The sequence below is a fragment of the Algoriphagus yeomjeoni genome, from assembly GCF_003259505.1.
In the GTDB taxonomy this organism is placed as follows: domain Bacteria; phylum Bacteroidota; class Bacteroidia; order Cytophagales; family Cyclobacteriaceae; genus Algoriphagus; species Algoriphagus yeomjeoni.
This window is the reverse complement of sequence record NZ_QLLK01000004.1, coordinates 349,799-374,020: the sequence shown is the minus strand read 5'-3', so window position 1 is coordinate 374,020 and position 24,222 is coordinate 349,799. Positions and strand designations below refer to the sequence as shown.

Below are 24,222 nucleotides of genomic sequence, written 5' to 3'. Positions count from 1 at the left end.
AAGAATTCTATAATCCATGCAATTGGATAGTTTTGTAAGCTCAAACTTTTAAACATAAATGAAGAATATTTTAATCACCGGGGGAGCCGGATACATTGGTTCACACACAGCGGTTCAATTAATCGAAGCAGGTTACAATCCGATTATCATCGACGATTTATCAAATTCTGAGGAAAAGGTGCTGGATCGACTGGAAGAGATCACTGGCAGAAAGCTTACCTTTTATAAGGGGGACTGCAGTGATAAAAGTCTCTTGGAAAAAATTGCTTCTGAACATGAAATTTCGGGTGTTATTCATTTCGCAGCCTTTAAAGCAGTGGGTGAAAGTACGGTTCAGCCTTTAAAGTATTACCAGAATAACATAGGTTCTTTGCTGGCTATCCTGGATTTCATGAAAGCGAATCGAATTAAAGATTTGGTTTTTTCTTCTTCCTGTACGGTATATGGGCAGCCCGAAGTATTGCCGGTGACTGAAGAGACACCTAGACAAGATGCTGAAAGTCCCTATGGTAATACCAAGAAAATCTGTGAGGATATATTGATGGATTTTGTGAAAAGTCAAGCAGGTATCCGCGTGATTTCTCTGAGGTATTTCAATCCGGTAGGAGCACATCCAAGTGGGAAAATCGGTGAGTTACCAATAGGCACTCCGGCCAACTTGGTTCCTTTTGTCACACAGACTGCTGCGGGTATTCGTGAGAAACTTACGGTGTTCGGAGATGATTATGATACTGTGGATGGTTCTTGTGTTCGTGATTTTATCCATGTGATGGATTTAGCGGATGCCCACGTAAAAGCTTTAGCTTATTTGGGTGAGCAGCAGGTTGATTTCTATGATGTTTTCAATGTAGGCACTGGAAACGGAAATACTGTTTTGGAAGTCATTAGGACATTTGAAAAAGTCAATCGGGTAAAAGTCAATTTTGAAATCGGTGCAAGAAGGCCGGGTGACATTGTAAAGATCTGGGCAGATACAGCTAAAATCAATTCTGTATTCAATTGGCATCCAAGTTATTCCCTGGAAGACTCGCTAAGAGATAGCTGGAACTGGCAAAAGACTTTGTGATTCTGCTTGACAATTAAACGCTAAAATTTCTAAAAAGTGAAAAGGACTCTCTTGAGGTGAAAAAAATCATCAAGAGGGTTTTTCTTGTTTAAATACCATCCTAAATATGAAAATCGGATTCGGTGATTCAATAGGCATTTTATAGTGTATAGCCGTATTAGGCTATTAAATAACTGCATAAGAGCATTTTGGAAAGGTTTTTTATTAGCGTTCAATTAATTTTTATTGTTGCTAAAGAGTAATAATTTGGCTGCCCAATAGAGATCATTCCATAGGTAGGATTTGATTACTTTATGAGAAAACCAATTGTGAGTTATGGGTAATAGTTCCGCCTACGGAAAAACAGAGTTAGAATCACCACGTGTTTATAGCTATCAAAATCTAGATCCTGTCCAGGACATTTCTTTATATCGAGTTTGCCAGTTGAGTGCTGTAGTGTCAGGTGCCGAAAACGCGCTGATTCTAATTGAAGGTACAGACGCGGTTGGTTTCAAAGTTGAAACTGGGATTAGTATCCATAATGATGAACTCCTTACTTTTTTCAAAAGTAAAGCATCACATCTGGATTCACCTTTTGCTTCTTTTAATGTTCATGAACTTTCACTTTCTGAAAAGCTCAAGAGCTCATTACAATCCCAGGGTATTGGTTTCTTTGTTTGCCTTCCATTGATTAATGAATTTGGCGTAGCCAAAGGCTGCTTGGTACTAGTAGGAAGTGATCCTATTTCCCTTAATGAGAAAGCCAAAACAGGACTAGAATTATTGGTGAGTGAGGCAGTGATCATTATCCAGGAGCGACAGTTGATTGCTGAATTCAGTACTGTGGAGAAATTGTTTAACCTATCTAATGATTTGATTTGTGTAGCAAACACAGATGGTTATTTCAAAAAAATTAATCCTTCATTCACTCATTTATTGGGTTGGGATAATGAAGTCTTATTGAAAAGATCCTTTTTCGAATTGATTCACCCAAAGGATATTAAAAAGTCAATTAGGAAGTTTTCGAAATTGACTAAAGGGGATTCTTCAGTAGAATTTTCAAATAGGTTTTTATGCAAAGACGGGACTTACAAGGTATTATCTTGGATGTCTACTCCAGATCCTAAGACAGGAAATATTTATAGTATTGGTAGGGATATCACTGATTCTCAAGCAAATGAACAGCAATTAGCTCATAGCGAGGCAAGGTTACGGGCATTTTTTGAAAACTCTCAAGGCTTGATGTGTACACATGATTTGAAAGGGGTATTTCTCTCAGTAAATGAGGCTGGAGCAAGAAAAATAGGATATACTGCAAGCGAGTTAATCGGAAAAAGCTTGTATGATATTGTACCAAAAAATCGTCATGAATTAATAAATCAATACTTATTAACTGTTGAAAGGGAGGGTAAAGCCTCTGGTCAAATGATCACCCTCGATAAAGAGGGGGCTCAGCTGATTTGGATGTTCAATAACGTCATTGAGAATGATCCCTTTGGAGCTGGGGTTTATGTGATTGGGAATGCTATTGATATTACTAAGCGTGTTCAATTGGAGGCAGATTTAACTCGAACAAGAGAACTTTTAGAAGAGACAGGTAAAGTAGCGAGAGTCGGTGGATGGAACGTTGACCTGATTTCTCAGGAAGTTTACTGGAGTCCAATGACCAAGATTATTCATGAAGTTCCGTTTGATTTTGTCCCTGACATTACCACAGGTATTAATTTCTATAAAGAGGGAGAAAGTCGTAATACGATTACCAATGCGCTTCAACACGGCATAGAGACCGGGGAAGGATGGGATGAGGATTTACAGCTTATTACAGCCAAAGGAAATGAAATTTGGGTTCGGGCAATTGGCCAAATGGAATTTATCGATGAAAAATGTGTAAGAGTTTTCGGGACGTTTCAGGATATAGATGAAAGTAAACGGGCCCAGTTAGATCTAGAGCATACAAGAAAGGTGCTTGATGATGTGTTTGAGGCATCTTCTGAGGTGAGTATAATTGCAACTGACATGACGGGATTTATTTCTGTTTTTAATTCAGGGGCGGAAAAAATGCTTGGCTATACTGCTGAAGAAATGATTGGTAAACGCAAACCTAGTTTCTTTCATGACCCGATTGAATTAGAAGAGCATATATTGGCTTTGAGACAGGAATTTGGAAATGATATAGATGAAAAGGAAGTGTTTCATGCGAAGGCTGATAGGCTGGGAAAGGAACAGCGTGATTGGACCTATATTTCTAAATCCGGTGATAGAAGAACAGTTTCCTTGGTAATCACTCCGATTAAAGGTGTAGATCATGTGACTATAGGATATTTAGGATTTGCAACAGATATCACTGATATGCGAAGAATGGAACTGGATCTGATCAGTGAGAAGAGTCGCCTTTCAGCATTTGTGCAGCATACTCCAGCGGCTGTTGCGATGTTTGATACCAATATGAAATACATTGCTGTCAGCAATCGCTATATAGAGGATTATCGCTTGCAAGATCAGCAGATTATCGGCGAGTCACATTATGATATTTTTTCATTTGTAGATCAAGAAAGAAAGGAAAGGCATCAGCGTATATTAAAAGGCGCAGTTGAAAAAAAGGAAGAGGATCTGATAAATCTATCCGGATTTTCAGAAGAACAATATGTCACCTGGGAATTAAGGCCTTGGTATCTCAATGATAGCGAAATTGGCGGTGTAATGCTTTTCACCAAAAATATTACGAATAGTATCAAGCAGCGCCAAGAGTTGAAAAAAGCAAAAATACAGGCTGAGGAAGCCAGTGTTGCCAAATCAGAATTTCTTGCAAATATGAGCCATGAAATTCGTACGCCTCTTAATGGTGTGATCGGCTTTACAGATTTAGTATTAAAAACAAGTCTCAATGAGACTCAGCATCAATACCTGTCCATAGTAAACCAATCAGGGAATGCATTGCTGAGTATCATAAATGACATTCTCGATTTTTCAAAAATTGAGGCTGGACGTCTGGAATTAGATGTAGATAAATGCGATCTGTACGAGATGTGCTCCCAGGCCACGGATATTATTACCTATCAAATCCAAAGTAAGGGTCTGGAAATGCTGCTGAATATTTCCAACGACTTGCCAAGGTTTGTCTTTGGCGATTCGGTTCGTTTGAAACAAATACTGGTGAACCTCCTGGGAAATGCATCCAAATTCACCGAAAAGGGTGAAATAGAACTGAAAGTAGAGAGCTTAGGAGTTAAGGGAGATTTGCATAAAATCCGCTTTTCAGTTAGAGATACGGGGATTGGAATCAAGGCAGAGAAGCAATCAAAAATTTTCGAGGCATTCTCGCAGGAGGATAGCTCCACTACCAAAAAATATGGGGGAACGGGACTGGGACTGACGATATCGAATAGTTTACTCAGATTAATGGACAGTAAACTTGATTTGGAAAGCAAGCTAGGTGAAGGAAGTACATTTTACTTTGATGTTGAATTGAAAACGGAGGAAGGAGATGCGATTGCTTGGTTTGATGTAGAAAAAATAAAGAATGTACTGATCGTTGATGATAACGAGAATAATAGGCTGATAGTCAAGCAAATGTTGCTTTTGAAGAATATTAAATCTAAGGAAGCAGCACATGGGTTCGAGGCTTTACAGATTCTTGCCTCAGGTGAGGAGTTTGATGTGATTCTAATGGATTATCACATGCCGTTTATGGATGGACTGGAGACAATCCGAAAAATCAGGGAAGGTTTTCCATCTTGGAGTGGACATGAGCCGATCATGTTACTTCATAGTTCGTCAGATGACCAGAGAATTATAGATAGCAGTAGAGAACTTCATATTCACCATCGTTTGATCAAGCCCTTGAAGATTAATGATTTCTATCAGGCATTATCCAGGCTTTATACGGTAGAGTCATTTAAGGAGTCGCACCCAGTGGAGATTGCGCAAAGTTCTGAGAAACAATTTACGGTGCTGGTAGCGGAAGATAACCTTGTGAACATGCTACTTGCAAAAACGATCATTAACAAAATAGCTCCGAATTCCATATTGGTGCAAGTGAGTAATGGTCTAGAAGCTGTAGAATATTGCCAAAAGCAGTTGCCGGATATAATCCTCATGGATGTACAGATGCCAGTTATGAATGGGTATGAGGCTACCAAAAATATTAGACTGTTGGAAAAGGATCAGCATGTCCCTATTATTGCTTTTACTGCTGGCAATGTAAAGGGTGAACGTGATAAATGTCTGGCGGCTGGAATGGATGATTTCGTGGTCAAACCTGTGGTAGAGGAAACTGTTGCGTTGGTTCTGAATAAATGGCTTGATTCACAATCGGATATTAAGCTATCTCAGGATAATACCAATGGTCTGGAGGATATTCACTACAATCCGGAAAAGTTGATGAGTTACACTGACAATGACCCTCAGATTTTGGAGAATATTATAGAAATCTTGAAGCTTGAGTTAACTGGGTCTCTGGAATCTCTGGATGACTTACTTAAAAAGGAAGACCTAAACCTGATAAATGAAGCAGGCCACAAACTATATGGGACGGCTGTTTCTGCTGGAATGCCTAGGCTTTCAAAAATGGCAAGCTCACTGGAGCATTTAGAGGAATTTGAATCAGAATCTGTGAAGCGAAGATTTAAAGAGATTGAGTCAGAGATAGAATATTTGATGGGAATCATTAAAAAAGAAGAGGTGTAAAATTGATTAATAGCTGCGATGAATCGTCATAAACTGGAAATGATTCAAAATTTATCAAAAAATATCTCCTTGAAATTGAAGTTCATACGAATTATTAAAGCAAATTATTAAATCTACTTTTGCATTAACAAATCTAAAACATACCTTTGCATCACTCAAAAACAGGGTAGTGGACGAGAAATCTAAAACGATCTTTTTTTTGAAGCCATTGGAGTGGTAGTTCAGCTGGTTAGAATGCCTGCCTGTCACGCAGGAGGTCGCGGGTTCGAGTCCCGTCCATTCCGCTTAAAGTTGCTGAAAAAGATCATTGCTTTAAAATAATTAGATTAAAACCATTGGAGTGGTAGTTCAGCTGGTTAGAATGCCTGCCTGTCACGCAGGAGGTCGCGGGTTCGAGTCCCGTCCATTCCGCTTAAAGTCCCGAAGAAATTCGGGACTTTTTTGTTTTAGCCCCTTTTGCATTTTATCTTATCGAATAAAGTAAGAGGCTGTCTTAAAAGGGCAAATTGTGTCAGCCTGAGCGGAGTCGAAGGCCATTTGCAGCGAATACAGCCGCATTTCGACTTCGCTCAATGTGACAAACAGCAATTATGAGACAGCCTCTCATTAAAAATTTTAATTCCCAAGGGTATATGCTTATCTTTGTTTTTCCCAAAAATCACCAAAATGGTATTAGAATTCGAAAAACCTATCGCTGATTTAGAGCAAAAACTTCAGGAAATGAAGGAGTTGGCTACCGGCAGAAATATTGATTTAAGTTCAGATATTGAATCTCTTGAAGAAAAAATTCTTGCTTTGAAAAAAGAAACGTTTCAAAATCTGACCCGCTGGCAGCGAGTTCAGCTCTCTAGACATGCTGAAAGACCCTATGCATTGGATTATATCTATGAGATGACCAATGATTTTATAGAACTTCATGGAGATAGGAATGTAGCAGATGACAAGGCAATGGTTGGTGGCCTTGGCGATTTGGATGGCAGATCTGTAATGTTCGTTGGGCAGCAAAAAGGTAGAAATACCAAGCAGCGCCAAATGAGAAACTTTGGGATGGCAAATCCTGAAGGATACAGAAAGGCACTTCGCCTGATGAAAATAGCTGAGAAGTTTGGTAAGCCTATCGTAACCTTGATTGATACTCCTGGTGCATTTCCAGGTTTGGAAGCTGAAGAAAGAGGCCAAGGTGAAGCAATCGCCCGCAATATCAAGGAGATGTTTATGCTAAAAGTACCTGTGATCTGCATCATCATTGGTGAAGGTGCTTCAGGTGGTGCTTTAGGTATTGCAATTGGAGATCGTGTTATGATGCTAGAGAACTCTTGGTATTCTGTGATTTCTCCGGAAAACTGTTCCACTATTCTTTGGAGAAGCTGGGATTACAAGGAGCAAGCTGCAGAGTCTCTCAAACTGACAGCACTTGACATGCAAGGCAATGGCTTAGTGGATGGGATAATTCCAGAGCCTTTAGGCGGAGCCCATAAGAACATGAAGAAAATGGCTATCACCCTGAAAGAAGCCATTCTTCAAGCCTTGAAGGAACTGGATAAGATCAAGCCTGAGAAAAGAATTGAACAGCGCATCGACAAGTTTTGCTCGATGGGTGTAGTTGTTGAGTAAAATATTTAAAGCCCGGATTTCTTACAAAGTCCGGGATTTTTCTTTCATATCATGGAATTACACGTAGTCAATACCGGATTTTTCAAATTGGACGGAGGAGCCATGTTTGGCGTCGTTCCAAAAACACTTTGGTCGCGCACAAATCAGGCTGACGAAAATAACCTTTGTACTTGGGCTATGAGATCGCTTCTTGTGGTTGATGGCAATAGAATCGTCTTAATTGATAATGGGATAGGAGATAAGCAGGATGCGAAATTTTTCTCCCATTACTATTTACATGGCGATGATTCCCTGGAAAAAAGTCTAAGAAAACTCGGTGTAAGTCCTCATCAGATAACAGATAATTTTCTCACCCATTTGCATTTTGATCACTGTGGAGGCGGAGTAAAATATGGATCCCATGGACAGTATGAAATGACTTTCCCTAGAGCTACCTATTGGTCCAATAAGGATCATTGGCAGTGGGCAACAGTTCCTAATCCTCGCGAAAAAGCCTCTTTTCTAGAAGAGAATATACTTCCAATGCAAGAGCTGGGTCAATTAGACTTCATTGACATGGAGAAGAAATCATTTCTTCCGGGATTTGATTTTATTACTGCTGATGGACATACAGATAAGCAGATGCTTCCAAAAATCCAGTACAAGGGAAAAACGGTTGTTTTTGTGGCCGATTTGCTTCCTTCAGTAGGTCATATTCCTCTGCCATATGTGATGGGCTATGATACAAGACCGCTTCTGACTATGGACGAAAAAGCCAGGTTTTTGGAAGAAGCAGCAAGAGAAGAGTATGTTTTATTTATGGAACATGATGCAGTTAACGAATGCTGTACAGTTAAAATGACAGATAAAGGAGTTCGGTTAGATCAAACATTCAGATTTGATGAAATCTAAAATGAAAATCGGGTTGGCTCTCTCTGGAGGAGGAGTACGTGGGATTGCACATTTGGGAGTGTTGAAAGCACTCACTGATGCTGGTATTGTTCCTACAAAAGTATCAGGAACTTCAGCTGGAGCAATTGTTGGAGCCATGTTTTGTCAAGGTTATAAGCCTGAAGAAATCCTAAAAATCATAGTAGAGACTAATTATTTTAAGTTTTTGCGCCCAGCAGTTTCTTTAACTGGCTTTTTGAAAATGGATTCTGTAGGTACCTTATTTAAACTCTACTTAAAACACGATGATTTTTCGGAATTGCAGATTCCGTTGACTGTAGCAGCTACAGATATCAAAAAGGGTAAGGTCCGATATTATTCAGAAGGTGAGTTGATCCGGCCAATCATGGCTTCTTCATGTATTCCGGGAATGTTTGATCCTATTGTGATAGGCAATCGATACCTTGTGGATGGTGGGGTATTGAATAATCTTCCAGTGGAGCCCTTGGATGGGACTTGTGATATAGTGATAGGAGTTAATTGTAATCAACTTCCCGAAGAGGCTAATATCAGTAATATGAAAAAACTGATCGAGCGCTCGGTGATTATGGCGATGAATTACAATGTGTATAGCCGAAAAGCTAAGTGTGATTATTTTATTGAACCACCGGCGCTAGGTAAATATGGGGTTTTTGATATCAAAAAAGCTCCTGAATTATTTAGTGTGGGATACGATCACACCATAAAATATATCGAGGAAAATCCTTCAATTTTAGAATTAGCTGTTCAACCCAATAAATCTATAAAAGCATGATGAAGTTTCTGTCACGAATTGTGTTTTGGCTTTCGGGTTGGTCCTTAAATGATAATTGGCCAAAAGGTCTTAAGAAAGCTGTTCTTATAGCTATTCCTCATACTTCCAATTGGGATATTTTGTACGCCCGTGCAGCTTTTTTCTTGATGGACATCCCTGTTCGTTTTACGATCAAAAAAGAAGTGATGGTAGGTCCACTGGGTTGGTTGCTAAGTGGGTTAGGGGCAATTGCTATAGATAGAAAGCGTGTGCCTGGAGGTAGAAAACAGACTTATACTGAATCCATGGTATCCATGCTCAGCGAGCGGGATGAGCTCGTAATTATGGTTACTCCTGAGGGTACTAGAAGTCAGGTAAAAAAATGGAAATCAGGCTTTTACCATATAGCACTTGGAGCAAATGTTCCAGTAGTGGTTGGCTACCTTGATTATAAGAAAAAGGAAGCTGGAATTGGGCCAGTGATTTACCCAGATGGAAATATGGATGCTCAGATTGAGGAACTGAAAGTTTTTGGAAGAACTGTGACTGGCAGGCATCCGGAGAAAGGGATTCTTTAAAGGCTAAAGTCGTAATTTTGAAATCTGAAATCCACGAGGCCAAATCCGCTTTTAACTTTTTGTAACATCTCAGGTTCAGCATTTTTGGAACTTATCAATTACCTTTTAGTGCAATAAATTTTTAATTGAACTTCAAAAGGATATGTTATGAGATTGTTTACCGGGATTTTACTTTTATTACTTGCCAGTTCCTGTGCTTCATCCGAAGAGGAAAAATTGTCCGTATCAGATGAGATTACAGTTTCTCTGGATACTGTGATGATAGATGCAGGTCAGGAGTTTCTTTATTTACAGGATCGGTTATATACTTCCAGTTTGTCTGGGGACAAAAGCTACCTCCTCAACTTCAATAGAAAGGATAATTCAGCGGAGAAAATTGATCTAAATAATCTCAAATTGGAGAGAAAGATCCAATATGAAAAAGAAGGACCTAATGGAATTGGTGATTATCCCCAGTTTTCAATTTTGCCAAACCAAAACCTGCTTTTCTGGCACTACCAATTCTATAAAATTTTTGATCAGAATGGCGAGCTAGTTAGAGATTTGGAATTGGAAAAAATAGTTGAAGAGTACCTCGGGGTTAATGAGTATTTTGCTCGATCCCTAGAACAGGATGAAAGCAATCCTGAACGATTTATAGCCTTAGTCACTCATTGGGAAACTAATACGGACTTTATACTTGATATTGACTTGAAAGATCGAGCCTACAAAAAGGTTGAGCTCCCTGATTGGGTTAAAAATTCTGACCGGTATATTAAGATTCTTTACAATGGAAATGATGCAGGAGGGTACGGAACTGGAGCTTATCCATTACAGGCTAATGGGAACTTTTTGGTCAGTTCGAATGCATTCAACGAAGTTCAAGTGTTTGATTTCAAAAGTGATAGTGTTCAGGTGAAAAAATGGGATACTCCACTGTTGGGTTATGAGAAAGAATACGTACCACCCAAGACTGTGGAATATACTTCAGGAGGCATAAAAGATGTAGAACGGAAGATTGGAGAGGAAATTTCTTATGGAAGCTTTGTTTGGGATGAGAAAAACCAACGCTATTTCAGATTTTCAGATAAGAAGCATTATAGTGAAGAACTCAATGAATATGATAGCTATGTCACGACTGGAGCAGAGGTTTATCTCAGTATTTTTGACAAAGATTTCAATTTAAAAGCCGAAGCCCAGATCCCAGAATTGACCCAAACTCCCAATGTTCATTTTGCCAAAGATGGCAACATCTGGATTTTTGAAAACATCGATGATGAGATGGCTTTTGTTGTAGTTCAAGTGGAGTTGGATTAGAATTTCAAATTTGAAATGTCAAATCCCATTTCAGCAATTTGAACAGAAATTCGCTATTTTAGATTTCATCTTTTGATATTCCCGATTGTTTTAGAATTGCCATCAATGTACCTGTTTCAACTCCTTTGTATGCAGCGGAACAACCGTTCTACGCCCATCTTGGTGTTTGAAAACTTGGTGACTTCCCTTACTACGCTGAAATTCGAAACCCAATGATTCTAATATCTTGATCAGTTCTTTTGGAGTGATGGGTTTCATGAAAAGAGATCATTTTAAAAAAGTTGTTTCTAAGCAACTACAAGGGATAATTCTAGGCTGTTGTTGTCGTTAGGGATTTCATCCCCGTTTGCCTCCATATCCTCAATGTATAAAGAGATAGCCTCTTTGGCCATTTCTTTGGTATGTTCTAGCGTTTCGCCCCACGTGACGCAGCCAGGTAAGGAAGGTACAATTGCTGTAAATCCACCATCTAACTCAGGGGTAAGGATGATTCTAAACATTCTTTCCATAGCACAAATTAAGCTTTTTTATTAAAATAAAATCAGCTGATTATTTCTCTTTCTCAAAATCCAAACTCACAGAATTGATACAATATCTGATTCCTCCTTGGTCACTTGGCCCATCAGGAAATCGGTGTCCTAGGTGCGAACCGCAATTGGCACATAATATCTCCTCACGGATCATGCCATGGGTATAATCCATATGTACATCGATGGCTTCTGGTTTCACCGGTTTGGTGAAACTTGGCCATCCGCAACCGCTGTCATACTTATTGGATGAGTGAAAAATCTCGTTCCCGCAGGCTTTGCACTCGTAAATGCCCGTTTCCTTATTCAGGTAATATTCCCCAGTGAAAGCTCTTTCGGTTCCCTTTTCCCGAAGAACTCTATAGGAATCTGCGTCTAACTCCTTGCGATATTGCTCTTCAGATTTTTGTCCTGGGTAGCTCTTGTTTTCTTGATTCTTCATATTAGTGTCATTTAGTAGTTGTAACTCTTTGAACGAATAAGAAGTTTCTGACTTAAAAAAATGGATGGAATATTAACTTGGAAATACCTGATCTATAGCCCTCAAAATCACTTCACATGCTTCGTGAATTTGTTCATTTGTAATAGTCAAAGGAGGTGCGATTCGCATGGAATCGTCACAAAATAAAAACCAATCGGTAATCACACCCATTTCAATGGCGGTATCGATAATTGGTTTCAATACATCAAAAGACTCAAACTCGACAGCCATCAGCAAGCCTTTATTTCTGATGCCTTTGATTTTTGGGTGAACCAAAAGGGACTTGATCAGATTTGCCTTTTCTTCAACTTGCTCTATCAGCTTTTCCTCCAAAAGTATCTTGATAGTTGCCAAAGAAGCTGCAGCACTCACTGGATGTCCTCCAAAAGTAGTAATGTGTCCTAGAATTGGGTTGTTTTTGAAAACTCCCATTACTTCTTTATTGGCGATAAATGCCCCAATCGGCATACCTCCGCCCATTCCTTTGGCACAAACAACGATATCAGGAACAAATCCAAAGTGCTCGAATGCCCAGAATTTACCTGTTCTACCGAATCCACACTGCACCTCATCCAAAATCAACAAAGTGCCTGTTTCATCACAGCGCTTTCTCAGCGCATGAAAATATTCTTTATCCCCAACCCTGATTCCAGCTTCTCCTTGTACAGTTTCAATTAAAACTGCTGCTGTATCAGAATTGATACTTTCTAAGTCAGATATTTTTCCATGGTTGATATGGCTAATACCTGGAAGAAGGGGACGATAAGCTTGCTTGAAAATCTCGTTGCCACCCACACTCAAAGCGCCATGAGAACTCCCATGATAGGCATTTACGCAGGAAATCAAATTTGGCTTTCCCGTATATCGCTTTGCCAGTTTCAATGCGCCTTCTATTGCCTCGCTTCCACTATTTACCAGGTAGACATTATCTAAATGCTCAGGTAGGGTATCACAAAGTGCCTTGGCCAATTCGGACTGAGGGCTTTGAACATACTCTCCATAGACCATTAGGTGTAGGTATTTATCCAGTTGACCTTGGATTGCTTCCAGCACTTTTGGGTGTCTGTGGCCCACGTTACTTACTCCTATACCCGAGATGAGATCTATATATTTTTCTCCCTTGGGTCCAAAAAGATAGATTCCTTCAGCTTTTTCCACTTCGATCATCAAAGGGAAATCTGTTGTTTGTGCTAAATGCTGAAGGAAAAGCTGCCTATTATTCATTACTAAAATTTATTTCAAAAGCTGGAGAACCTGAAGAAGATTCCCAGCGGTAGTTTTTTATTTTGATTGTCTTGGAGATAGAGTTCTCCGTGTTCGGCGTTCTGCACATTCTTGAACGTAGTATTGATCAAATTGGCAGCGATGAGTGATGAGAAGCTTAGGGAGTACATGTTTAGTAGGAGGAAGTGATCTTTTGGATCAAGAATCTCTGCACATACTTTTAGCATTTCATTGATTTGCTCTTCCAGCACCCACTTTTCTCCATCCGGACCACGGCCGTAGGCAGGCGGGTCCAGGATTATTCCATTGTATTTATTGCCTCGGCGAGCTTCCCGTTTGATGAATTTCATCGCATCATCCACCATCCATCGTATGTCGGATTGCCCGGAAGATTCCATGTTATGTCTCGACCAGGTCACAACCTGCTTCACAGAATCCAAGTGCGTGACGTCAGCTCCTGCAGCCTTTGCTGCAACACTTGCTGCACCAGTATAGGCGAAAAGATTTAGGACTTTAGGCTTTGCTACTGGAGATCGTTTTATGGTTTTGTATAGGTAATCCCAGTTGACAGCCTGCTCAGGGAAAAGGCCGATATGCTTGAAGGAAGTTTGAGCAAGATTAAGTTTCAGTCTCAAGCCATCAGGGTTCTCATATTCAATTGCCCAATTATGAGGCATTTTTTTCAATTGCTCCCAATTTCCTTTTTCAGGATTGCTCTTCTCTTTTGCAAAGTGCGCATGCGCTAGACTTCTCCACTCACTTTCAGGCAGGGTTTTATCCCAAATCGCCTGTGGTTCAGGTCTGCTAAGGATAAACTCTCCAAAGCGCTCTAATTTCTCAAATCCTCCTGTGTCAATAAGTTCGTAATCTTTCCAAGGGCCAGGACAAAGTGATAGTATGGATTCGCTCATAAGGTGTGTTATTATCGGAAGGCAAAAATAAGAAATTAATCGGAGGCTAGGTCAGAGGAGGCTTTTTACCTGGGGTTTCAATGAATTTCAGTTGATGAAATTATTTTTTTAGAGTTATCAATTAGTCAGAATAGGATTAATTCATCATTCGAGTAGGGTCCTATTCGGTGATGATTCAAATTAAGTGGATTGGTTTTCAGGACTCTAATCACCACAGTCTTTACCTATCGTAAGGTTAAACCTGTTTTTTTGTACTTTTAGCTTTATTTTGAAAATAAGAGAGAATAAGTTCACCTCTATTTCATCGCCCAATCAGTAATCTGAGTTCTAAGATGTCCAAGAAATTTATTGACATAGAAAAATCTATTGATTCCAAAAATCCTGCGCTTTTGAAATGGATGCCGGGCTTTTTGCTTAGGTATATCAAGCGGGTAACGCATGAAGATTGGATGAATGATGTGCTGGATAAGGTAGACCATCTTCATGGACTTGACTTTGGAAACGGAATAATAAAGGAACTGAACATTGAAGTTGAGTTGGTTGGAGCAGAGAATATTCCAAAGACTGGTGGGATTATAATTGCAGCAAACCATCCTCTAGGCGGAATTGATGGAATTACGCTGATGAAGGCAATTGGACAAGTGAGACCTGATATGAGGTTTCTTGTCAATGACTTGCTGATGGCTCTTAAAAATTTTGATCCCTTATTTATACCAATCAATAAGCATGGTAAGAATTCTGGAGACACCTTAGCGGCAATAGAAGCCGCTTACTCAGGTGGTTATGCTGTCTTAATCTTTCCTGCGGGACTAGTTTCAAGGAAAGATGAAACTGGAATACGGGATTTGCAGTGGAAAAAGAGCTTTATTTCTAAAGCGAAGAAATACAAAAAAGATGTACTACCTTGTTTTATTGGAGGTAATAATTCCAAATTTTTCTACAATTTGGCTTATTGGAGAAAGAAGTTAGGTATAAAGGCCAATATTGAGATGTTGTACCTGGCTGATGAATTGTATAAGCAGCAGGGGAAAAAAGTGGTGATCACCGTAGGTAAACAAATTTCCTATCAAACCTTTGACTCTTCGAAAACGGATGCACAGTGGGCCGAAAAAGTGAAGGATTTGGTTTACGAACTTGGTAAAAAGAATGAATAAAGAAGCAGAAATAATTCCGGCAATTGACAAAGAGCTTTTAAAGTCTGAGTTGACTCCGGATCGATTTTTACGATATACTAATAATGGGGATAACCTGGTATACCTAGTTAATTTTCATAATTCTCCGAATGTTGTTCGAGAAATAGGAAGGTTGCGAGAATTGACTTTTAGAGCTGCAGGAGGAGGGACTGGCTTGGAACTGGATCTTGATGAAAATGATATTTGTCAAAATTGCTACGAGCAGTTGGTCACTTGGAATCCTGAAGATGAAGAAATCGTAGCTGGATACAGATTGATTAATTGTAAAAACTCAATCAATGGAGACGGAAGTATCAATCTTTCCACCACCCATTTATTTGATTTTACTGAGCGCTTTATTCAGGATTATATTCCATACACTATCGAGCTTGGAAGATCATTTGTGCAGCCCAAATACCAGCCGGCACTCGATAATAGGAAAGGTATTTTTAGCCTAGACAATCTTTGGGATGGATTGGGAGCTGTGGTTTTGTTGAACCCAGAGGTGAAGTATCTTTTCGGAAAGGTGACGATGTACCCACACTTTAGTCGTGAAGCGCGAGACTTATTGCTGATGTTTATGAATTTCTATTTTCCTGATAAAGATGGATTGGTGAAGCCAAAAGATAAATTGAAGCTAGGCTATGAAACAGATCTTCCCAAAGCAGGAAACCCGTTTGAAGGATTGGAATATAAAGAAGGATATAAGTTGCTGAATGGCAGGATTCGGACCTATGGAGAGAATATTCCTCCGCTAATCAACACCTATATGAATCTTTCACCGACTATGATGACTTTTGGTACTGCGTTGAATGATGAATTTGGTGAAGTGGAAGAAACCGGGATATTGATTACACTTGATGATATCTACGAAACCAAAAAACATAGGCATATGGATACTTTCGAGCGAGATAGAATCTTTGGAAGCAGGTAAGATGGAAAAGTTAACGTTGATCGTAGGGGCTACAACAAACAAATCTAGATTTGCCTATTTCGCTGCAGATAGATTGGCTAATAATGGCATTCCCTTTTTGCCGATTGGTATTAAATCAGGAGAAGTTTTTGGCCACAAAATTCTTGATCTTCGAAGTAAGCCGGATTTACATAACATACATACGATCACCCTTTATATAGGTCCTGCACATCAGGAAGAGTGGATTGATTATTTGATCAGTCTGCAGCCGAAAAGAATCATCTTCAATCCAGGAACTGAGAATCCTGTATTTTTTCAGAAAGCTAAAGCTGCAGGAATTGACGTTTTACCGGCTTGTACTTTAGTTATGTTGAATACAAATCAATACTAAAATCCTTGTGAACCAGTCTGTTGACTGCTTGGTTTTGAAATCCTTTTTTGTGCTACTGATCCTCGGGAAAAGCTGTGTAAAGTCACATTTTTTACCTAACTTGCCGTATCTTAAAAAGAACATAAAATCACCTTTTTAGCCCCAATTTGAGGGTTTTCTCCAAAACATATGAGTGAAGAAAAAGCGAAGAATCTAGGCGAATACGGTGCCGGGAATATTCAGGTATTAGAAGGCCTCGAAGCGGTTCGTAAGAGACCTGCTATGTATATCGGCGATGTTGGGGTCAAAGGGCTCCATCACCTAATTTGGGAAGTTGTAGATAACTCTATAGATGAGGCACTTGCTGGACATTGTGATACTATTAAAGTCACCGTCAATGTAGATAATTCAATTACTGTTGAAGATAACGGTCGTGGAATTCCTACCGACATGCACGAGAAGGAGAAAAAGTCTGCGCTAGAAGTGGTGTTGACGGTACTTCATGCGGGTGGTAAGTTTGATAAAGATACATACAAGGTTTCCGGAGGTTTGCACGGAGTAGGTGTATCCTGTGTGAATGCACTTTCTACAGACCTGAAAGCTACTGTTTATCGAAACGGTGTGATCACCGAGCAGGAATTTAAAATTGGTGTTCCCCAGTATCCTGCAAAGCAAGTTGGAACTACAGATAGGAGAGGAACTACCATCCATTTTAAGCCAGATGCAAGCATTTTTGCGATAACAGAATTCAAGTATGAGACCATTGCGAATAGACTTCGTGAAATGTCATTTTTGAATGCTGGTATCAGAATTTTCTTAACTGATCTTCGTGAAACTGAAGATGACGGTTCTGTAAAATCTGATGAGTTTTACTCAGAAGGTGGCTTGGTCGAGTTTGTTCAGTATTTGGATGTGAGCCGGGAGAAAATCATCGATACGCCAATTTCAATAGATACAGAAAAGAATGGCGTGCCTGTTCAGGTAGCCATGAATTACAATAGTTCTTATTCAGAGAACGTGGTGTCTTATGTGAACACCATCAATACCTACGAAGGAGGTAGCCACGTTTCTGGTTTTAGAAGAGCATTGACTAGAACGCTAAAATCTTATGCTGATAAGTCAGGAATGCTGGAAAAGCTAAAGATGGAAGTTTCCGGGGATGATTTCCGTGAAGGTCTTACAGCAGTAATTTCTGTGAAAGTGGCTGAACCTCAGTTTGAAGGACAGACCAAAACCAAATTGGGTAACTCTGATGTAGTTGGTGCTGTGGATTCTGCGGTTTCTGAAGCGTTACAATTTTGGTTAGAGGAGCATCCAAAAGAGGCTAAGATTATCGTTGGTAAAGTGATATTAGCTGCACAAGCCAGACACGCTGCTAGAAAAGCGCGTGAAATGGTGCAGCGTAAAAATGTACTTGGAGGCGGTGGTCTTCCCGGTAAGCTTGCCGATTGTGCAAATAGTGATCCGACGGTATGTGAATTATACCTAGTCGAAGGTGACTCGGCAGGTGGTTCTGCTAAGCAAGGTCGTGATCGAGATTTCCAGGCTATTTTGCCTTTGAAAGGCAAAATTCTAAACGTAGAAAAAGCGCATGAACATAAAATCTACGATAACGAAGAAATAAAAAACATTCTGACTGCGCTTGGGGTTAAATTTGGTACAGTGAATGATGATAAAGAATTAGACCTTAGTGGTCTAAGATATCACAAAATCATCATCATGACGGATGCTGATATTGATGGTTCTCACATTAGAACCTTGATTCTTACTTTGTTCTTTAGATACATGAGAACATTGATCGAAAACGGGTACGTATATATCGCCTTACCTCCTTTATATTTATTGAAAAGAGGAAAAGACGAAAGATATTGCTGGACTGAGGATGAACGAAAAATTCTTACCGCAGAAATGGCAAAAGATGGTAAAGAGGATAGCGTAGGTATTCAGCGATACAAAGGTCTTGGTGAAATGAACCCTGAGCAACTTTGGACTACTACTATGGATCCAAATGTTCGAACGATTAAACAGGTTAATATTGAATCAGCCGCCGAAGCAGATCATCTCTTCAGTGTGCTGATGGGAGATGAAGTTGCCCCTCGTAGAGATTTTATCGAGAAAAATGCGAAATACGCAAAAATCGATACCTAATCATTCAAAGGGGCTTTTCAGCCCCTTTTTTTAATTCTTAACACAATCATAAACCCAAATTAAGCAAGCATAACTTAACTTGCTTCTAACTATTAACTTTAAAAGTGATGAAATTGGAAGTTGTTGAAAAATACGATTCGATTATACAACATAGTGATCTTGTAAGTAGAGATTTGAGTTGGTTAAGATTCAACGAACGTGTGTTGGATCAGTCCAAAAAATCCCACCGTAGTGTTTTTGAAAAGCTTAAGTTCCTTGCTATTACAGCCTCCAATCTGGACGAGTTTTTCATGATTCGTGTAGGATCACTTTATAACTACCTAGATTACGATAAGGAAAGAGTTGACTACTCTGGTTTGAGGGAAGAGCCCTTCAAGGCTAAATTGATGAACGATAGTCATATTTTTCATAATGCTCAGCACGAACATTTCACTCAGACGATAATGCCTGAGCTTCAGGAACAGGGTGTGGTTCTGTGTAATACCTCAAAGCTTACTGATAAAGAACAAGAAAAAGTCCAGGATTACTTTTTAAAAGCTATTTACCCCATGCTTACTCCGATGGTTTATGATGGCTATCGTACTTTCCCAATTTTGATGAATAAACTCTTGGTTTTTGGTGTAGTAACCACAAGTCCAGGCGATAGACAGGATATGCGTAAGATGAGTTTTGTGCAGATTCCAGCAAATATTCCAAGGTTCTTCGAAATCGAGCGAGAAGACTCTTTACTCCTAATTCCTATTGAAGAAGTAATCAGGGAGAACATTGTTTCACTTTTCAGAAATGTGGAAATCGAAGGGATCAGCCTTTTCCGAATTACCAGAAATGGCGACTTTACCTTGGAAGAAAGTGAAGATATGGACGCGAACTTCTTGGAAGAAGTAAAGCGAAAGTTGATGGAAAGAAAGAGTGGGAGGGTGGTAAAAATAGAAATTGAAGAAGGTTACAGCAAGTGGATGATGAATTCACTTTTGGAAAGATGGAATCTCAAAATGGACTCTGTGTTTCTGATCAAAAGAGAAAGCCTCATAGATTTTACAGGCCTTTGGCAGATCGTGGGAAATAAAAAATTCCGTGAGCGTTTACCTCAAATTCCTGATCCAGTAAAGCCACTTTCTTATCAGGATGAAGGTGTTGCAGATATTTTTGATGTGCTCAAGGAGAAGGATATTCTTCTTCATCATCCATATAATAACATCGATTCTATTTTAGATTTGATAGAAAAAGCATCTGAAGATCCTGATGTAATGGCTATCAAGATGACCATTTATCGCCTTGCGAAGGAAAGCCGGATTACTAAAGCATTGCTAAAAGCTGCTGAAAATGGGAAACACGTTTCGGTGCTTTTTGAGGTCAAAGCTAGATTTGATGAGGAAAATAATATTCGTGAAGCGAAGAAACTTCAGAAGGCAGGTTGCTTTGTGATTTATGGCATTTCTCATTTGAAAACCCATACAAAACTTCTACTGATCGTGAAGCGGGATGGGGGTGAGATTACCCGCTATGTACATTTAGGATCAGGTAATTACAATGAAGACACGGCCAGGCTTTACACTGATATTGGCTTGATGACTACCAATGAAACTTTGGCAAATGATGTTTCGGAATTTTTCAACGTAATCACCGGGCACTCCATGCCTTCCCAATATCAAAATTTAATCACTGCACCTCGTGATATGAGGAATCAATTGATAGAGTACATCGAGAAAGAGGCCGAGAACGCTAGGAATGGTTTACCTAGTGGTGTTTTTATCAAGGTAAACTCTCTGGAAGATTCTGAGATGATCTATGCCTTGTATCGTGCATCGCAGTCTGGTGTTACCATCAAGCTGATTGTTCGAGGGATTTGCTGCATCAGACCAGGGAGAATTGGCTTGAGCGAAAATATCGAAGTACTTTCTATTGTTGGGGATTTCTTGGAGCACTCCAGGATCTATTACTTCCACAACAATGGAGACACAAGAACTTACGCTGGAAGTGCGGATATGATGGTTCGTAGTTTTGATAAAAGATTGGAAGCACTATTCAAAGTAGAGTCTCCTTTGCTCGAAAAGCAGTTGATGAATATTCTGGCTTACAATCTTAAGGACAATGTAAACGCTTATGTGATGCAAGAAGATGGTACGTATTTAGCAAAGCATCCTGTAGGAGACGAACCTGAGTTTAATGTGCACCGAGAATTCTTTAATTTGGATGCAGATAACGTCTTTCAGGTGAAGCTTGTTGATTAAAAATCAAGTTTCTGTTTGGATAAACAGGAAAAAGCATTGAGTGTGGACTCAATGCTTTTTTTGGTTTTAGCTGTTTTGGGAAAAGCAGCTATTCTTTCCAGAGTTCGAGAAGTTTTAGAATTTATGCTTATTAAAAGGGGAAGAAATAAGGAATTCCAAATGTCGCAACGACCCAAAGCAGTAGATTGAGCGGAGTGCCCACTTTTATGTAATCACTGAATCGATAGTTTCCGGGCGTATAGATCATGGTATTGGTTTGGTAGCCCATAGGAGTCATGAAGCTCAGACTGGCAGCGAATGTGACAGCCATCAGCATGGGTCTGGAGTCTACATCCAAAGCGGTAGCAATACTGATCGCAATAGGCGCCAGCAAAGCAGCAGTTGCATTATTTGACATCACATTAGTCATCAGGAAAGTCAAGGCAAATAAAGCGCTCATGACCGCTCTTGGACCAAACTGTCCTACACTTTCCACTATTGATGTCCCAATAAGTTGAGACCCTCCAGTTTTTTCTAGCGCTAAACCCATGGATAAAACCCCGGCAAGCATCAGGATTACCTTCCAGTCTATGGCTTTGTAAGCTTGTTCTGTGTTAATTGATCCTACCATGATCAAAGCAATCGCGCCTGCGACTGCCGTGACAACAATTGGGAACACCTCCAATGTAGCCAATCCTATGATCAGGGCAAGTATGACTAATGTTATTACAGTTTTTATCTTATTGAAAGGAAGACTTTTTGATTCTGAAAGTAAAAGCAGATCATCACTCGTTTCTATACTTTTAATTGATTCCTCTGTTGCTCTTAAAAGCAAGATGTCTCCGGCGCGTAGGGCTGTTTTGGAAAGGAGTGAGTTAAGCATATCAGATCTATGTCTGATCCCAATGACTAGAACTTGATTGTATATTTTCTTGAAATTTAGGCTTTTGATGCTTTCGCCTATCAAAAATGAATTAGGAATTACTAACGCTTCATAAAGTCGTTCTTCTTCATCGACTATGTCTTCTTCATTCCATTTTAAGTCAGCTTTTATTTCAATTCCCTTACGGGTTTTTATTTTTTCAAGGGTCTCTTTATCACAATTGATGCGAATAATATCACCTTCCTGAATAGATGTGTTTGGATAAACACGGACTTTTCTTCCATCTGATCGGATAATTTGTAGGGGTTTGACGGGAAGCTTTTCAAAAAGAGTCTGCTTTAAAAGAGGCTCATTTATTTGCTCAAAATCATGAAGAATAATTAATTCGGAAAGGTAATTACCCAGCTGAATGCTATCCCCCAATTCGGATTTTGGTTTACGGTTAGGTGTGAGCCACCTGCCTATAGTCAGCATATAGACCAATCCAGTGGCAAAAAACACCAGCCCCATCAAACTCATTTCAAAAACACCAAATGAAGGTAAACCGGCTTTTTCAACTATACCACTTACCAAAATATTAGTGCTAGTGCCCAGCAGCGTACAAATTCCTCCCATCAATGCTCCAAAAGAAAGCGGCATTAGCAGCTTAGAAGGAGCGATGTTGTCTGTTTTATAGAGTCTTATCACAGCAGGCATCAGCAGAGCAACCACCGCAGTGTCGCTAATAAATGCCGATAAAAAACCAGCAGACAACATTAAAGTGAATAAGAGATGAGTTTGGCTTTTGCCAGCTTGTGAACTTAGTTTTTGAGTAAAACTATCCAATAAACCGGTATTGAAAATCGCTGCAGATACCACAAACATAGCAGCAACGGTGATCGTTGCTGGATTTGAAAATCCAGAAAGACCTTCTTCTACATTCAAAATTCCAGTCAAAAGAAAGGCTACCATTACGCCTATAGAGACGGTATCAATGGTAAACTTCTCGGTAAAAAATAGAATTATAGCGAGACCAATAATTGAAAAGACGAGTCCTATTTCAAAGGTCATTTATTACATTTTTAAATAGTTTCCTTTTTTGAGTTTTTGTCTGATGCGGAAGTAATTAACAATTCCAACTATAAGAATAACTAAGCTCAATCCAAATGCCAAATACCCCAGATCCCGTACATGGTTTAATTCCTTCACTTCAAAAAGGGCCGTACCTGAAACCAAGAAATACAAAGAAGTACGAATAAATGATAACAGGGTCCTATTATTAGCCAGCGTAGTGCGCTGTCGTGCCAAAAAATCCCGAATTATTAATTCTCTTTCCAAGTCATTTTCCATATTTGTATTCTAGTTATTTTACAATGAAATAATTCAAACATCAGTACTTATGAAAAGAATTTCTACATTTTTCCTCATTATTTTATTCTGTGGGCAAGTTTTTGCACAGGAAGAAGTTGCGCTAATACCACAAGATACTAGCTATTGGCTTAAAGAAATAGGCGGTGGTTTGAATTTAAATCAGGCGGCATTTAGTGGAAACTGGCAAGGTGGTGGTGTCAATTCTGTAGCCCTAGGAATCTATTTGGTTGGCAGAGCAAACTATGCCAAGGAAAAGTGGTCATGGGACAATACCATGGATTTCATTTATGGTGTCGTGAAAAACAAAGGTGAAGATGGCCGTAAATCTAATGACCGAATATTCCTTGATTCTAAAGTGGGCTATAAAATCAATGATAAATGGAATTATTTCTTTGCTGTTAATTTCCTTTCGCAATTTGCACCAGGCTACGAATTTCCAGAAGATCAAGAAAAAATGCTGATTTCTAAGTTTGCAAATCCAGCCTATCTAACAACATCTCTTGGTATAGAATACAAGCCAAATGATGAGTTTAGTTTACGTATGTCTCCACTTTCTCCAAGATGGACTTTTGTGACAGATACAGACCTCTATCTTAATGTTCCTAACAATTATGGCGTGGAAATAGGAGAAACGGTTCGTACTGAATGGTTAGCTTTTAGTTTGTTGGCTGATTACAATAAGAAACTCTCGGATAATTTATCGCTGATGATTAGATACCAGATGTTCGCTAATTATGAGACTTTCGCCTTTGATGCGATAGATCATCGCTTAGACTTCGGACTTACTGCCAAAGTATCCAATCTTGTAAATGTTAGTTTGACAAGTTTAATGATCTATGATTTGGATCAAGACAGTAAAATTCAATTTTCCCAAGGTTTAGCATTAGGAATTGCATTTAAACGAGGTAACTTCCCAAAGAAGAAATAATCTTAACAAATTTTTATTTGGAATTTTGATTCTATTATAAATGTATTATTTTTGAATTCATTGTGGTAGTTAAATAATAGTTGGTTTAGTTTTCAAATAAAGGGCAGGAGATTTTCTCCTGCTTTTTTATTGTATATATACTATACCAATAAATTTTTACTTGAAATAATCCTATTTTTTTAAAATGCTCAGGAGGTTACCTTTGGTATTCAATACCTAATTA

20 protein-coding genes and 2 tRNA genes are annotated in these 24,222 nt (G+C 39.2%); 15 read left to right on the top strand and 7 right to left on the bottom strand.

Translation table 11 applies throughout. From position 1 onward, the window contains the following. Nucleotides 1-58 precede the first annotated feature (58 nt). The 9 genes from galE to LV83_RS08970 all read left to right on the top strand — a co-directional run bounded on the left by galE (nucleotide 59) and on the right by LV83_RS08970 (nucleotide 10,882). A complete protein-coding gene (gene galE / locus LV83_RS09010) occupies nucleotides 59-1,066 on the top strand; it encodes a UDP-glucose 4-epimerase GalE (protein ID WP_111611216.1) in 1,008 nt (335 codons plus the stop codon). A gap of 315 nt (nucleotides 1,067-1,381) precedes the next feature. After that, nucleotides 1,382-5,731 carry a PAS domain-containing hybrid sensor histidine kinase/response regulator gene (locus LV83_RS09005; RefSeq protein ID WP_111611215.1) on the top strand — a complete coding sequence of 1,450 codons (4,350 nt, stop codon included), beginning with the start codon at nucleotides 1,382-1,384 and terminating at the stop codon, nucleotides 5,729-5,731. 210 nt (nucleotides 5,732-5,941) lie between these two features. Next, a tRNA-Asp gene (locus tag LV83_RS09000) sits at nucleotides 5,942-6,015 on the top strand. Between the two features lie 53 nt (nucleotides 6,016-6,068). After that, nucleotides 6,069-6,142, top strand: a tRNA-Asp gene (locus LV83_RS08995). Nucleotides 6,143-6,397: 255 nt separating this feature from the next. Continuing rightward, nucleotides 6,398-7,345 (top strand): acetyl-CoA carboxylase carboxyltransferase subunit alpha, encoded by a 948-nt coding sequence (locus tag LV83_RS08990; protein ID WP_111611277.1) that lies wholly within the window; start codon nucleotides 6,398-6,400, stop codon nucleotides 7,343-7,345. Nucleotides 7,346-7,396: 51 nt separating this feature from the next. After that, entirely contained in the window at nucleotides 7,397-8,236 is an 840-nt protein-coding gene (locus LV83_RS08985) for an MBL fold metallo-hydrolase (RefSeq protein WP_111611214.1), read from the top strand. Continuing rightward, nucleotides 8,226-9,029, top strand: a complete 804-nt coding sequence (locus LV83_RS08980) for a patatin-like phospholipase family protein (RefSeq protein WP_111611213.1) — start codon at nucleotides 8,226-8,228, stop codon at nucleotides 9,027-9,029. The genes LV83_RS08985 and LV83_RS08980 overlap by 11 nt, the downstream gene beginning before the upstream one ends. Continuing rightward, nucleotides 9,026-9,586: a 1-acyl-sn-glycerol-3-phosphate acyltransferase gene (locus LV83_RS08975; RefSeq protein ID WP_111611212.1), complete on the top strand. Its 561-nt coding sequence runs from the start codon at nucleotides 9,026-9,028 to the stop codon at nucleotides 9,584-9,586. Before LV83_RS08980 ends, LV83_RS08975 begins: the two co-directional genes overlap by 4 nt. A 147-nt stretch (nucleotides 9,587-9,733) precedes the next feature. Then, a complete protein-coding gene (locus LV83_RS08970; RefSeq protein ID WP_111611211.1) occupies nucleotides 9,734-10,882 on the top strand; it encodes a DUF4221 family protein in 1,149 nt (382 codons plus the stop codon). A 102-nt stretch (nucleotides 10,883-10,984) separates the two neighbouring features. On the opposite strand, the gene LV83_RS08965 is transcribed toward LV83_RS08970, so the two are convergent. The 5 genes from LV83_RS08965 to LV83_RS08945 form a co-directional block, all read right to left on the bottom strand. Next, nucleotides 10,985-11,140, bottom strand: a complete 156-nt coding sequence (locus LV83_RS08965) for a type II toxin-antitoxin system HicA family toxin (protein ID WP_245947025.1) — start codon at nucleotides 11,138-11,140, stop codon at nucleotides 10,985-10,987. A 29-nt stretch (nucleotides 11,141-11,169) separates the two neighbouring features. Next, nucleotides 11,170-11,391, bottom strand: a complete 222-nt coding sequence (locus LV83_RS08960) for a type II toxin-antitoxin system HicB family antitoxin (protein ID WP_111611210.1) — start codon at nucleotides 11,389-11,391, stop codon at nucleotides 11,170-11,172. A gap of 40 nt (nucleotides 11,392-11,431) precedes the next feature. Next, nucleotides 11,432-11,851: a peptide-methionine (R)-S-oxide reductase MsrB gene (msrB, locus tag LV83_RS08955; protein ID WP_111611209.1), complete on the bottom strand. Its 420-nt coding sequence runs from the start codon at nucleotides 11,849-11,851 to the stop codon at nucleotides 11,432-11,434. A gap of 72 nt (nucleotides 11,852-11,923) precedes the next feature. Next, nucleotides 11,924-13,114, bottom strand: a complete 1,191-nt coding sequence (locus LV83_RS08950; protein WP_111611208.1) for an aspartate aminotransferase family protein — start codon at nucleotides 13,112-13,114, stop codon at nucleotides 11,924-11,926. Nucleotides 13,115-13,128: 14 nt separating this feature from the next. Continuing rightward, on the bottom strand, nucleotides 13,129-14,025 hold the full coding sequence (locus tag LV83_RS08945) for a class I SAM-dependent methyltransferase (protein ID WP_111611207.1): 897 nt from the start codon (nucleotides 14,023-14,025) through the stop codon (nucleotides 13,129-13,131). A gap of 332 nt (nucleotides 14,026-14,357) precedes the next feature. Between LV83_RS08945 and LV83_RS08940 the strand changes: the two genes are divergently transcribed. The 5 genes from LV83_RS08940 (at nucleotide 14,358) to ppk1 (ending at nucleotide 20,859) form a co-directional block, all read left to right on the top strand. Next, nucleotides 14,358-15,179 (top strand): 1-acyl-sn-glycerol-3-phosphate acyltransferase, encoded by an 822-nt coding sequence (locus LV83_RS08940; RefSeq protein ID WP_111611206.1) that lies wholly within the window; start codon nucleotides 14,358-14,360, stop codon nucleotides 15,177-15,179. Beyond that, nucleotides 15,172-16,131, top strand: a complete 960-nt coding sequence (locus tag LV83_RS08935; protein ID WP_111611205.1) for a GNAT family N-acetyltransferase — start codon at nucleotides 15,172-15,174, stop codon at nucleotides 16,129-16,131. The genes LV83_RS08940 and LV83_RS08935 overlap by 8 nt, the downstream gene beginning before the upstream one ends. A gap of 1 nt (nucleotide 16,132) precedes the next feature. Beyond that, nucleotides 16,133-16,501 carry a CoA-binding protein gene (locus LV83_RS08930; RefSeq protein ID WP_111611204.1) on the top strand — a complete coding sequence of 123 codons (369 nt, stop codon included), beginning with the start codon at nucleotides 16,133-16,135 and terminating at the stop codon, nucleotides 16,499-16,501. Nucleotides 16,502-16,669: 168 nt separating this feature from the next. Then, complete coding sequence (gyrB, locus tag LV83_RS08925; protein WP_111611203.1) at nucleotides 16,670-18,628, top strand: DNA topoisomerase (ATP-hydrolyzing) subunit B; 1,959 nt, start codon at nucleotides 16,670-16,672, stop codon at nucleotides 18,626-18,628. 107 nt (nucleotides 18,629-18,735) lie between these two features. Then, on the top strand, nucleotides 18,736-20,859 hold the full coding sequence (gene ppk1, locus LV83_RS08920; RefSeq protein ID WP_111611202.1) for a polyphosphate kinase 1: 2,124 nt from the start codon (nucleotides 18,736-18,738) through the stop codon (nucleotides 20,857-20,859). A 130-nt stretch (nucleotides 20,860-20,989) separates the two neighbouring features. Here the strand turns inward: ppk1 and LV83_RS08915 are convergent, their stop codons facing one another. Both LV83_RS08915 and LV83_RS08910 read right to left on the bottom strand, forming a co-directional pair. Continuing rightward, on the bottom strand, nucleotides 20,990-22,771 hold the full coding sequence (locus LV83_RS08915) for an SLC13 family permease (RefSeq protein ID WP_111611201.1): 1,782 nt from the start codon (nucleotides 22,769-22,771) through the stop codon (nucleotides 20,990-20,992). A gap of 3 nt (nucleotides 22,772-22,774) precedes the next feature. After that, the gene (locus LV83_RS08910) at nucleotides 22,775-23,050 is read right to left on the bottom strand and encodes a YidH family protein (protein WP_111611200.1); all 276 of its coding nucleotides are present in this window, start codon (nucleotides 23,048-23,050) and stop codon (nucleotides 22,775-22,777) included. A gap of 49 nt (nucleotides 23,051-23,099) precedes the next feature. Between LV83_RS08910 and LV83_RS08905 the strand changes: the two genes are divergently transcribed. Further along, nucleotides 23,100-23,999 carry a DUF3078 domain-containing protein gene (locus tag LV83_RS08905; protein ID WP_111611199.1) on the top strand — a complete coding sequence of 300 codons (900 nt, stop codon included), beginning with the start codon at nucleotides 23,100-23,102 and terminating at the stop codon, nucleotides 23,997-23,999. The last annotated feature ends 223 nt before the right edge of the window (nucleotides 24,000-24,222 follow it).